This is a genomic window from Methylobacterium aerolatum (genome assembly GCF_022179085.1).
GTDB classification, from domain to species: domain Bacteria; phylum Pseudomonadota; class Alphaproteobacteria; order Rhizobiales; family Beijerinckiaceae; genus Methylobacterium; species Methylobacterium aerolatum.
In genome coordinates, this window is the sequence record NZ_BPQE01000047.1 from 1 (window position 1) to 11622 (window position 11622).

The following is an 11622-nucleotide window of genomic DNA, read 5'->3' on the forward strand; positions in this document are numbered from 1 at the left end:
AGCTACGTCTGGCTGTCCTGGAACGCCGTGCCGCGCGACGGGCTGATCTACTCTTCCGTACGCGACGTGACCGAGAGCAAGCGGCAAGCCGAGGCGCTGGCAAAGACGGAGGAGGCCCTGCGGCAGTCGCAGAAGATGGAGGCGGTCGGACAACTCACCGGCGGCCTCGCGCACGACTTCAACAACCTGCTCGCGGGCATCTCAGGCTCGCTGGAACTCATGCAGACCCGGATGAGCCAGGGGCGGATGGGTGACCTCGACCGATACATGACCGTCGCCCAGGGCGCGGCCAAGCGGGCTGCCGCCCTGACCCATCGCCTGCTCGCCTTCTCCCGCCGCCAGACCCTCGACCCGAAGCCCACCAACGTGAACCGCCTCGTCACCGACATGGAGGAGCTGATCCGGCGCACCGTCGGTCCGGCCGTCCACCTTGAGGTCGTCGGCCTCGCGGGCCTGTGGCCGGCGCTGATCGACCCGGGGCAATTGGAGAACGCGCTGCTCAACCTGTGCATCAACGCCCGCGACGCGATGCCGGACGGCGGTCGCATCACCATCGAGACCGCCAACCGGTGGATCGACGAGGCCGGCGGCCGCCAGCACGATCTCGCTCCCGGCCAGTACCTCGGCGTCTGCGTGACCGACACCGGCACCGGCATGGCGCCGGACCTGATCGGAAAGGTGTTCGAGCCGTTCTTCACGACCAAGCCCACCGGCGAGGGCACTGGTCTCGGCCTGTCCATGGTCTACGGCTTCGCCAAGCAGTCCGGCGGGCAGGTGCGGATCTACTCCGAGGTCGGCGAGGGGACGATGGTCTGCCTGTACCTGCCGCGGCACTACGGCGAGGCCGACGAGGACGAGGTGGCCCGCAGGCTTTCTGAAATGGAGCAGGCCGGCCAGGGCGAGACGGTGCTGATCGTGGACGACGAGCCCTCCGTGCGCATGCTGGTCACCGAGGTGCTGGAGGATCTCGGCTACACCGCCATCGAGGCCGCCGACAGCGTCGCCGGGCTGAAGGTACTTCAGTCGGATGTGCGCATCGACCTGCTAGTGACCGACGTCGGCCTGCCGGGCGGGATGAACGGGCGGCAGATGGCCGACGCTGGCCGTGAGCGGCGCCCCGACCTGAAGGTGCTGTTCATCACCGGCTACGCCGAGAACGCCGTTCTGGGGAACGGCTATCTCCGACCCGGCATGCAGGTCCTGACCAAGCCGTTCGTGCTGGAGACGCTCGCCACCCGCATCAAGGAGCTCATCGCGGAACGCTAGGCGCGGCGTCTGACCGGTCGTCCGTTCGCCGCAGGAGATCAGATTCCGGCATACCAGGCGTAGCCCTGGTCCTCCCAGTAGCCGCCCTTGCCCTCGCCGATGTCGGCGAAGCTCTCCACCACCTCGACGCGCATCACGTACTTGGCCTGCTTGTAGCCGAGGTTGCGTTCGAGGCGCAGCCGCAGGGGGGCACCGTTCGCCACGGGCAGGGCTTTTCCGTTCAGTTCGTAGGCGAGGATGGTCTGGGGATGGAAGGCGTCCACGAGGTCGATGCTCTCATAGTACCGAACGGGCGCGTCGTCGCTGGCGGAGCTTCCCTCGGCGGCTTGCTGGCCCCCGGAATCACGCTTGTCCTCACCCCCGCCCGATTGCTTCGTCATCGCAGGGCTGGCGTTGCCGCCGGACGAGACGTCCTCCGTCCCATCCCCTTCGGCGCCCTCGTCCTCGCCCTGGTCCATCGTGTCGGCGCAGCGGAACACGACGTAGCGCGCCTGCGATTTGAGCCGTGCCCGGTCCAGGATCTCGGACAGGGGCACGCCGGTCCACTTGCCGATGCAGCTCCACCCCTCGACGCAGTCATGCCGGGTGATCTGCGTCCGGGAAGGAAGCTTGCGCAGCTCGGCCAGGGAGAGCTTCAGCGGGGTCTCGACGAGGCCGCCCACCTCCAGCCGGTAGTCCGCGAACTTGCGCCGCGCCAGCGCCTTGTAGGCCTTGTCGGGCGGATCCTCGGTGCCGTTCGGCTTGAACCATGGCGAGATGTCCGCCTGGGCGTACTCGGGCGCGAGCGTCCGCTCGGTCAGGAGCAGCCGCTGCACGAACAGGTTGGCGTCCTCGCCGGTCTTGAGCGTGCGCCGGAACCAGTCGGCCTCTCCGAGGCGGTCGCAGCCACCGAGCATCGCGGTGCCGGCCGCTGCGGTGGCGCCGAGAAGGAGGGAGCGTCGGCTGGGCGGCTGGATCATGCGCGGTGCTCCCGGACATCATCCCCCGCCGTGGGCTCGATCCGGCGCTCGATCACGAACCAGCCGGTGAGCATACCGCGCATGTTGTTCCAGAAGCCCGAGAGCACGACGAGGGCGACGTGGACGACCACGAACAGGACCAGCAGGGCCGCCACGACGAAATGGACCGTGCGGGCCGACTGCCGCCCATCAAACAGTGTCAGCAGGAACGGGAACGCCGCATCCATGGCCGGCGACATCGCCAGCCCGGCCAGCACCTGCACCGGCAGCAGCACGAACAGCACGACGGCGTAGGTGAGTTTCTGGATGACGTTGTAGCGCTTGGCCTCGTCGCCTTCAGGAAAGCGCAGGGTCAGGTGCTCCCACACCGAGGCGGCGAAATGCCGGACCTGGTCGCGCTGCGGGACGACGCGAAAGCGAAGTTGGCCGCTGAATAGGCCGTAGAGCAGGTACAGGGCGCCGTTCAGGACGAGGGCCCAGGCGAAGAAGAAGTGCCAGCTCCGGCCGCCGGTGAGATCCTGGTCGCTCGGCAGCGTCAGCCACGACGGGAAGCCGCGGTCGGCCGGTTCGCCGTCGGCGCCGGGCGAGGAGCCGAGCCAGCCGGTCGTGTCGAACGTGCGGCCCAGGACCGTGGTGACGCCCTTGGGCGGGTCGTCCTCGGTCGAGGTCATCGACAGCAGCGGCGTGTCGAAGGTCGAGACCTTGCCCCAGTACAGGGCCGGGTGGGCGTTGAAGATCTGCAGGCCGCTCATCAGCAGGACCAGCAGGCAGAGCGCGTTGACCCAGTGGGTGATCCGGATGACGGCGGGGTGCCGGAACATCCAGCGCCGATGCTCCACCTCGCCCGTGTCGGGGGCGGAGCGCGTCAGGTAGGTGCGGGGCACGAGGGCGGCTCGTCCTGGGGACCGAGGGGCGCGGCGACCGGACCGAGGGCCGGGCCGCCGCGTTCGGGATGGCCGCTTACATGCGGTTCATCATCATCTTCCGCTTCATCATCCGGCGCTTCATCATCTTCTTATGCATCATGCGCTTCTTCATCATCATGCGCTCGCCATGCGTCATGCGGACCTGCGTGATGCCTGCCGGGCCGGCCTGAAGGCCGTTCGGGCCCATCGGGGCGGCCGAGGCGGCGCCGGTTCCGAGCGCGAGGCCACCGAGGACCGAGGCGGCGAGCGCGAGGGTGGTGATCTTCATTCGTCGTCTCCTGTACGGGGAAGGGTTCCCCTTTCGCACGGTGGGGCAAGACGAAGAACTTGCCGCAAGTTCCTGATTTGACGAATTAATTTTCCAGATTTGGGGCCAATGGGCGCAACTCTCCGGGCGCTAGGGCGAGGCCCCGCGCCACGCCCTGGCCGGGCGTACCTCGACCTGTACGGAGGCTCGCCGCGGAAGGTTTCAGGGGACGGGGATAATCCGGTCCCGGGTATGAACGGGGTTGGTGCCGTTTCGCATCGTATTGACATCAAGGACGAGCCCCGACCGGAAACCGAGTGGCCTCACCTGCACCGGCCGATCACCGGACGAAGTGTGGCATACCTCCTACCTGAACAGCATCGCCTTGCCGCCGACCGCGAGCCGCCGCGCCGCGCCGCGCCGATGCCGGTGGCGCCATCCCCGACGATGACGAGGTCGAATTCGCTGGACATGAGACCAAGGTGAGAGCGACCACCAAGCCGGACAGCCGCCCGCTGCCGCCGACCTGGTCCTGACCGGGCATCGGACTGCCCGGGCCGGGACCTGTCGTGCGAGCGTTGGGCGTCATCCGGAGAGGGCTCGGCAGTCGTCAGAGCGCGTCGTAACGACCGTCTTCGGTCCTCGTGAAATAGTGGCCCCTCTGGACGCGGACGTCGACTTTCTCGGCGATCAGCGAGACGTCAATGCGTTCGAAAACAGCCTCCGCCATCTCCAGCGCGTCGGCATCCAGCGTCGCGTGAAGCTGAGCCGCCGTCATCGGACCTCGCCGCCGGATCTCCTCGACGAAAAATTGCATCATCCTGTCCCAGAACAGGCGCCCCATGGCCGCGGCCAACCCACGCTTGCGGCCTTCCCGCCTCTTGGGCACCGGTCTCCCTCGGGTCGACGGCGCGGCCTGCATGTCGATGCGGTCCCGCAGGGCCCGCGCATCCTCCGCCACGGCGGCGACCTCCCGCCTGAGCGCCGCGACCTCTTCGGCCAGCCCGCGGATCGCGGCGGCGACGTCGTCGAATTTGTCTCGGGGGCTCATCGTCGTGCGACCGTCGGCATCGGGCGCATATTCGGGAAGACCGGTGAAGAAGCCGTCAGCGCGCGGCCCTGTGACGGGCCGCGCGCCCCGAACCGTCAGTCCCGCTTACGCTCGGCGGCCTCGGCGAGCAGGCCCAGCAGGTCCTCGATGGTCTGCTGCACCGCGAACATGTCGGCCTGCCGCGCCTTCACGATTTCCCGCACGAGCTTGCGCAGCTCATCGGCCCGCAGGCGTCCACGCCGGGTCGCCAGCGAGCGCCATCGGCCCATGCTCGTCGCGCCGGCCCAGACGGCACGCAGTTCGGCCTCCTCCCGGGGGAAGAGCGTCGGCACCCTCCGCGACCGGCGGACGGCTACCCGTAGCCGTGCCGCCCCGGCCGGCATGGGACACAGGTTCTCGGCCCAGCTCCGGAGAGCCGGTGGTTGATCGTCGGAATCGGACACGGTATGTCTTTCCTCGGTCCTGTCCTGCCGTCCATCCGCCAAGATGTGTGACGTGCAGGAATTGGCGGACACTGCCTTCGTGAGAGGACGTGTCCAATCAGGCCGCCCAAGGGCAGCCGGCGTGCCCGTGGTCCGGAACCCCTTCCGGCCACGGGTGTGCCCGCCTCCCCATCGACGACGGCCCATGCCGAGCGACAGCCCCCCACGGACCGCGCCGACGCCGACGCAAGCGGGTCTGTTTTAGCCGTTTTTCAGCGCTTCGTGCAAGCTCCCTGGCCCCCGGCCGACCCGGATCCGCGAATTGGTGGAATCGCTTAGCTCCCCGCGCTCTCGTCGAGGGCCCTTCGTGGGCAACGCGGCCCACGATTCGTCCCAACGACGCAGGCCGGCTCAGCGCTGTTTTCGGAAGCGCTGAGGATTGGAGGCTGCAAGGTCGGTAGACGCCTCGCCGGATGCCCCGCAGTGCAACCGGCGTGGGCGGTGAGGCACCGCGTCCCGAAGGCGCATGCAACCGGTGGTTCGCGCGACGCAACCTTGGCTGGACACCAGTCCGGGCGGCCCGGACAATGCCAAGGCACGATTCCCGGTCGGACCGACGATGAGACCCTACCAGCCGCTGCGCGTGACCGATCTCGAACGGGTGTTCGCGGGATGCGGGGGCGACCGCAACGTCCTCGAAGCCGTTCGCGCGGAGCTCGGCCACCGGTCCACGGCCAGCGCCGCGAACCTCCTAGCCAAGGTCGAGACCGCCCTCGCGGGCCCCTCCCGGGCCCAGGCCGCTAACAACGGGCGGGGCACGGCATCCGGCGATCCGTCCCGGACGCGGTCCCGTGCGGAGCCGGCGGACGCCGCCGATGCGCCATCCCCCGGTGCCCAGGAACCTCCGCCTTGGTCGAACCTGGGTCCGCGCCCTGCACCGCCTCCGGTGCGCGACCGGCCCGAGGACGTCCTCTCGGCTTGGACGGCCTTGGAGGTGCTCTCCCCCATGACCTACCGGAAACCGGCCGACATGGCGGACGGGGATCAAAGGCGGGTCGCGAGCCTCGCCGGTGCCATGCCCTGGCAACCTCCCGGTGAGAAGGGAAGGCCCCAGAAGCAACTGTTCTATCAGGTCGTCCTCGGCGCGATCCGCATGGACGAGGCCACGAACGCCCTGCTGTCCGTGTTCGTCGACAAGCACCAGGACCGTCGCGGTACCCCCGGCCTCGCGGCGATTGCGACCCTGACACTCGACAAGGCCGGCGTACCCGTCGCGGAAAACGAGGCGACGGCGGTCTCAGGCTTCGCCTGGGGGCTTCCCCTCGCCCTGCGCCGCGACCTGGTCGGCCTCGGTCGCTGGCCGGACGCCGAGACGAAGCTGAACGAGGGACTGGACCGCCGCATCCGCCGGTTCGATGACGACGGCAAGCCCGTCCCCCTCGACGCGCGTTCGATCAAGGCGGCGTTCGACTGGCTCGTTTCCGAGGTCGGCCTCCATGCGAGCCTCGTGGAGCCGCCGTCGTTCGCCGTGCGGGTCTACCACTACTGGCAGTCCCAGGACCCGCCGGAAGCGCCGCTCCTCGGCAGCTTCTTCTTGGAGGACCTCGCGACGGCCCGCCGGCTCGTCGGGGACGGGAAGGCGACCGGGAACCTGCGCCGGTACCTCGGCATCGACAAGCCGACGGGGCGCAAGGACGTCCTCGCGGACGATGCCGTGGTCGCCGCCGCGGTGGCCCCGGCACGCTTCCCGGCAGGCCGATGGCCCGCGGCCGGGCGCCACCCCCTCGTCCTGCTCCAGCAGGGCGCCGTGAACCTCGCGACCTCAGACCTGGAAGGCGTCGAGCTCTTCCCGGTCAACGGGCCGCCCGGCACCGGCAAGACCACGCTCCTGCGCGACATGGTGGCGGCGCTGGTGGTCCGGCGTGCCGAGGCGATGTGCGGGTTCGACGACCCCGAGAAAGCCTTCCCCGCATCCGGCTACCGGCCGAGGGTCGGCAACGCGACCGTGCCGCTCCACAAGGTCGACCCCCGCCTGCGCGGCTTCGAGATGCTGGTGGCCTCCTCGAACAACAAGGCGGTCGAGAACGTCAGCCGCGAACTCCCGGCCCTGAAGGCCATCGCGTCGGACGCGACCGGCCTGCGCTACCTCAAGACCGTGGCCGACAACGTCTCCGGCGACGTCGAGGCATGGGGCCTCGTCGCTGCTGTTCTCGGGAATGCCTCGAACCGCTTCGCCTTCCGGGAAAAGGCGTGGATCGACCCCGACAAGGGACTGCGTGCTTACCTCGCCGAGGCAGCCGGCAGCCCGCAATGGGTCGAGGAGCCCGATCCCGCGAAGCCGGGCACGATGCGCAAGCGGCGCCCCGTCGTGGTCGGGAACGAGAACCCGCCGCGCAACCGGACGGAGGCGCTCCGGCGTTGGCGCGAGGCGCGCACGGCCTTCAAGGCGGAGGTCGAGCAGGTCCACGCCTTCCTCGCCGAGATCGAGGCCGCCCGTAAGGTCGTCGGCACCCTTCCGAGGCTGCGCGCCGAGGCCACGGTCGCAGGACGGGCCGCGGCCGTCGCCGCGGACGAGGTCGCCTCGGCCCGGCAGGGACACCGGGAAGCGACCGACGCCGCAACCGGCGCGGAACAGGCACGGGACCGCGCCGACCATGCCCGGGCGGGACATGCCCTGCGGCGGCCGGGCTTCCTCGCGCGCCTGTTCCGGACCGTCGCCGCCAAGGACTGGACGACCAGCGACGCGCAACTCGCAGAGGCTCTCGACCGTGCCGACCGCGAGGTGCGCCGAAGCTCGTCGGAGGCGGAGGTTGCCCGGGGCCGGCTGCGCGAGGCCGAAACGGCCATGGCCTCCGCCGGGGCGGCGAACCGGGCGGCCATCGCCGCGCGCGATGCCGCCGAGGCCGGCGTCGCGAAGATGCTGACCCGTTGCGGCGACCGGACGGTCGACGCGGCCTTCTTCGCCAGGGACCGGAACGTGGTCCAGCAAGCGGCGCCGTGGCTGGACATGGAGGTGCACCGCCAGCGCGACCGCGTGTTCGAGCTCGCCATGGCGGTCCACAAGGCGTTCGTAGACGCGGCCGCCGAACCGGTGCGGAGCAACCTGGAAAACCTGTTCAAGGCGCTCATCGGCCGGAACGCGTGGCAGCCCAAGACCAAGCCGCACATGCCGGACCTCTGGGCGACGCTGTTCCTCGTCGTGCCGGTGGTGTCCTCGACCTTCGCCTCGGTCACCCGCATGATCGGCTACCTGCCGCCCGAGACGCTGGGCTGGCTCCTCGTCGACGAGGCGGGACAGGCCGTGCCCCAGGCCGCCGTCGGCGCGATCATGCGCACCCGCCGCGCCGTGGTCGTCGGGGACCCGCTGCAGATCGAGCCGGTGACCTCCCTGCCGACGGAGCTCGCCGAGACCATCTGCGCCGATTTCGGCATCGACCCCGAGAGGTGGAACGCACCCAAGGCCTCGGTGCAGGCCGTGGCCGACGCCGCGGCCACCTACGTCGCCGAGTTCCGCCAGACCGTCGGCTCCGTCCGCGTGGGCTTCCCCCTGCTCGTCCACCGCCGCTGCGCCGAGCCGATGTTCGGCCTCTCGAACGACGTCGCCTACCAAGGGCTGATGGTCCATGCGAAGCCGGGGCGGACCTCCGCCATCCGTGACGTCCTGGGCAGGTCGCACTGGGTCGACGTCGCCGGCGGGCGCATCGAGGACAAGTGGTCGGACGCCGAGGGGGACGCCGTCGTCGACATGCTGCGCCGCCTGTCCGTCGCAGGCATCCCGGACCTCGACCTATACGTGATCAGCCCGTTCCTCATCGTGGCACGACGCCTTCGCGAGAGGGTCACGGCGTCCGGCGTGCTGTCCCGCTGGACCGCCGACCCCTACGGCTGGACGCGGGACCGGATCGGCACGGTCCATACCGTCCAGGGCCGCGAGGCCGACAGCGTGATCTTCGTCCTCGGGGCCCCGATCCCGGCCCAGCGGGGGGCGCGCGGCTGGGCGGGCGGGTCACCGAACATCCTCAACGTCGCCGCCACCCGCGCGAAGGAGAACCTCTACGTGATCGGGTCCCGCTCGGCCTGGACGGATGCCGGAGTGTTCGGTCGGCTCGCTCGGGCCTGGCCCACGGCGCCGGAGGTTCGCGAGCCTGCGGAATGACGCGAGACCGTTCCTCGCTCACCCTCCGGCGTTTGCCGGCTGGGATGCAGGGTATCTTGGATTGCCCGACAGACGTCGATGCGAGGTCGCAGTCAGCCGGACTGGTCTCGCCACCCGCACGGGGACGCGTGTAGCCTCGTTTCCGGGCCACTCACCGCGAACGTCAGGCCCGGCCGTTCGCTTCGAACCTATCGAGGACGTCCTGTTCGGGATCATCCTCACCGTCATGCGAGCGCGCTTCCGCTCGGCCGAGATGCAGGACGGAAATGACTTGGTCGATGGCTGTCGCATGGACCGTGATCTCCTCAACATCCTCATCGAACCAGACGCCCGCGGGATGTGAGAGACCCAGCCGGCACTCATCAGCAAGGTCGGGCCGCAACGCACCGGCACCGACGGGGATTTCATGCGGGGAACCCGACGTTCGGATGAAGCGCCCGGACTTGAAAGCCGGGCCGCTCGACCGCGCCCAGAGTGCGTAACCCTCTGTCGAGACGACCATCAGCGAGCGGCGTTCGGTGATTTCGAGCCATCTCAGCGTCGCGGCCGTCAGCGATACACCGTAGCGTTCGGCTAGGGCGCTCAGATCCGCTAGGGTAGGCTTGGCCCTCGGGTCGATCTGCCGTCGTAGGTCGTGAAGGGGCATCAGCAATGCGGCCGCGAAGGTGTCCGCTTCCTTCTCGATGTCCTTGCCGTTCCGGCGGCTGACGTCCTCCTCCTTGCAGTAGATGCCCCCGGCGGGAATGCGGTCGCGGTGAAGGATGTAGTGGGCTGCCTCGTGGGCCACCGTGAAGCGTCTTCTGCCCGGCGAGGCCGCCGAGTTGCTGATGACGAGCCATCCCCGCGGCTCCTCGCGAATCGGTACCAGGGCTCCCTCGAACCCCCGGATCGGCTGCGAGACAATCTTGAGCACCGGGTCGTCCGGCCAGACGCTGCGGGAGTATTCGAGGATCAGCTCCTCGACGTCGACCGGATAGCGGTCCTCCCCTTTCACAAGGTCGAGCATCTGCGTGAGCCGGTTGGCCCACCGTGTCGGCGTCAGTTCGCTGGAGTCTGCCATCGATGCGGACCTGAATCGTCTTCAGGTCCAGGCTCGCAGCACGGCCGCAACAGGGCAATACCGATGCGTGCCGTCGGTCGGTCGTCGAGGCTATTTCCTGAAGGTTTCGGTGATCCGACGGATCTGGTCCTTCACGTCGGGATCAAGGCCCCTGTACTTCCGGAAGAATGCCTCGTCCTCGGCGGTCGCTAGATCGGCCTCGGCATCCATCAGATAGTCAGCTGTCACCCCGAGCGCCTTCGCGATCCGGTCGATCTTCTCGGCGGACGGCCTTGGGGGGTTTTTATTCTCAATCTCCCAGATGTACGACTTGCTGGAGCCGGTCATCTCGGCAAGCAGGTCGAGTGTCAACCCGGCCTTCTTTCGCAGCTCCCGGATCTTCTCGCCGAATGTGGCCACCGTGCCCCGTCTCCCCGCCGCAACCGCTCAGAAAGTTCGCCGTAGACTAACACCCAGGCCTTGAAAAGCGATATGCCGTCGCACAAGTTCGGTGTAGACATACTGAACGGTTCGCTACCGAGGTGGCGTGGCGGGAGCGAACGATGCAGGCGGAGAGCCCTTTAGGCGTCGGTGACGAGCAAGAACCCGGCATTCGGGAGCGGGGGCAAGGGGTGCCTGCCGAACCGGTGGTGGCCGGCATATCGACGGACAGCGACCCCTCAAGTCTCCCGATCCGGCTGGCTCTTTCAGGCGGGGGCGTTCGCGCGGCGGCTTTTCACGCCGGTGTCCTGAAGCGTCTCGCAGAGGAACAGCTTCTCGAACGGGTGACGCACATATCGACCGTGTCCGGCGGTAGCTTGCTCGTCTCGGCCGTCATGACGACGAACGGGTATTCGTGGCCGGGTTCGGCCGCTTACCTGGATCGAGTCTTTCCGACGCTGCGCAACCTTCTGACGACCGTCGACCTGTTTACGGTCCGAGCCATCGGCTGGCGTGGTCTGTTCCGGTTCAACCGGAGGCTGCTGGCGCATCGAGCCAGCGTTCTCGCCGACCTCCTCGCGGAGCGTTGGGGTATCACCGGTCGTATCCGGGATCTTCCGGAAACCCCGGTCTGGCACATCAACGCAACGTCCCTCCACACGGGCAAGGGCTGGCGGTTCTCAGCCAGGGAGATGGGCGACTGGAAGTTCGGTCGTCACTACGCGCCGGACATCCGACTGGCGGATGCAGCTGCGGCCTCGGCGGCCGTTCCCTACGTTTTGGGGGCGCTCTGGTTGGACCTCCCCGAGGAGGGATGGTTCCGGACCGATCCGGCGACGCGCAAGCCGCTGTCGAGGACGCAGCCCCCCGCGACCCGCATCGGTCTTTGGGATGGTGGCGCCTACGAGAACCTGGGTCTTGAAGCGATCTACAAGCCCGGGCAGACCCCGGACCCGGCCGCATTCCTCATCTGCAGCGATGCCTCCGGTCCCCTGTCGGCTTACGGCTCGGCCTCACCGCTCGCCATCCTCAAGGGTCAGCTCGCCGGGCCGCGGCTCTTCGATATCGCGAGCGACCAGATCCGTGCCCTCAGGTCCCTCATGAACATGCGGGAC

At 68.8% G+C, this 11622-nt stretch carries 10 protein-coding genes; 3 read left to right on the forward strand and 7 right to left on the reverse strand.

The window, feature by feature from the left end; genetic code table 11:
* Positions 1-1266: ATP-binding protein (locus tag MFF06_RS22030; protein WP_238208227.1), on the forward strand; the 1266-nt coding region annotated here is incomplete at its 5' end.
* Positions 1267-1304: 38 nt separating this feature from the next.
* On the opposite strand, the gene MFF06_RS22035 is transcribed toward MFF06_RS22030, so the two are convergent.
* The 5 genes from MFF06_RS22035 to MFF06_RS22055 all read right to left on the reverse strand — a co-directional run bounded on the left by MFF06_RS22035 (position 1305) and on the right by MFF06_RS22055 (position 4781).
* Positions 1305-2225 carry a molybdopterin-binding protein gene (locus MFF06_RS22035; RefSeq protein WP_238208235.1) on the reverse strand — a complete coding sequence of 307 codons (921 nt, stop codon included), beginning with the start codon at positions 2223-2225 and terminating at the stop codon, positions 1305-1307.
* On the reverse strand, positions 2222-3109 hold the full coding sequence (locus MFF06_RS22040) for a cytochrome b/b6 domain-containing protein (protein WP_238208237.1): 888 nt from the start codon (positions 3107-3109) through the stop codon (positions 2222-2224). Before MFF06_RS22040 ends, MFF06_RS22035 begins: the two co-directional genes overlap by 4 nt.
* A 76-nt stretch (positions 3110-3185) precedes the next feature.
* Positions 3186-3419 (reverse strand): hypothetical protein, encoded by a 234-nt coding sequence (locus tag MFF06_RS22045; protein WP_238208239.1) that lies wholly within the window; start codon positions 3417-3419, stop codon positions 3186-3188.
* A gap of 589 nt (positions 3420-4008) precedes the next feature.
* Positions 4009-4449, reverse strand: coding sequence for a hypothetical protein (locus MFF06_RS22050; protein WP_238208241.1), 441 nt, complete (start codon positions 4447-4449; stop codon positions 4009-4011).
* Between the two features lie 95 nt (positions 4450-4544).
* The gene (locus tag MFF06_RS22055) at positions 4545-4781 is read right to left on the reverse strand and encodes a hypothetical protein (protein ID WP_238208243.1); all 237 of its coding nucleotides are present in this window, start codon (positions 4779-4781) and stop codon (positions 4545-4547) included.
* 709 nt (positions 4782-5490) lie between these two features.
* Here MFF06_RS22055 and MFF06_RS22060 point away from each other — a divergent pair.
* Positions 5491-9027, forward strand: coding sequence for a DEAD/DEAH box helicase (locus tag MFF06_RS22060; protein ID WP_238208245.1), 3537 nt, complete (start codon positions 5491-5493; stop codon positions 9025-9027).
* A 163-nt stretch (positions 9028-9190) separates the two neighbouring features.
* Here MFF06_RS22060 and MFF06_RS22065 read toward each other — a convergent pair whose 3' ends face one another.
* Both MFF06_RS22065 and MFF06_RS22070 read right to left on the reverse strand, forming a co-directional pair.
* Positions 9191-10087: an ImmA/IrrE family metallo-endopeptidase gene (locus tag MFF06_RS22065; protein WP_238208247.1), complete on the reverse strand. Its 897-nt coding sequence runs from the start codon at positions 10085-10087 to the stop codon at positions 9191-9193.
* A 90-nt stretch (positions 10088-10177) separates the two neighbouring features.
* Complete coding sequence (locus MFF06_RS22070; RefSeq protein WP_238208249.1) at positions 10178-10486, reverse strand: helix-turn-helix domain-containing protein; 309 nt, start codon at positions 10484-10486, stop codon at positions 10178-10180.
* Between the two features lie 143 nt (positions 10487-10629).
* Between MFF06_RS22070 and MFF06_RS22075 the strand changes: the two genes are divergently transcribed.
* The coding region (locus MFF06_RS22075; protein WP_238208251.1) for a patatin-like phospholipase family protein at positions 10630-11622 on the forward strand (993 nt) is incomplete at its 3' end.

Excerpts from the sequence above, each read along its gene's own strand:
- MFF06_RS22035 (WP_238208235.1), bottom strand. The coding sequence starts at position 2,225 with ATGATCCAGCCGCCCAGCCGACGCTCCCTCCTTCTCGGCGCCACCGCA.
- MFF06_RS22045 (WP_238208239.1), bottom strand. The coding sequence starts at position 3,419 with ATGAAGATCACCACCCTCGCGCTCGCCGCCTCGGTCCTCGGTGGCCTC.
- MFF06_RS22050 (WP_238208241.1), bottom strand. The coding sequence starts at position 4,449 with ATGAGCCCCCGAGACAAATTCGACGACGTCGCCGCCGCGATCCGCGGG.
- MFF06_RS22060 (WP_238208245.1), top strand. The coding sequence starts at position 5,491 with ATGAGACCCTACCAGCCGCTGCGCGTGACCGATCTCGAACGGGTGTTC.
- MFF06_RS22065 (WP_238208247.1), bottom strand. The coding sequence starts at position 10,087 with ATGGCAGACTCCAGCGAACTGACGCCGACACGGTGGGCCAACCGGCTC.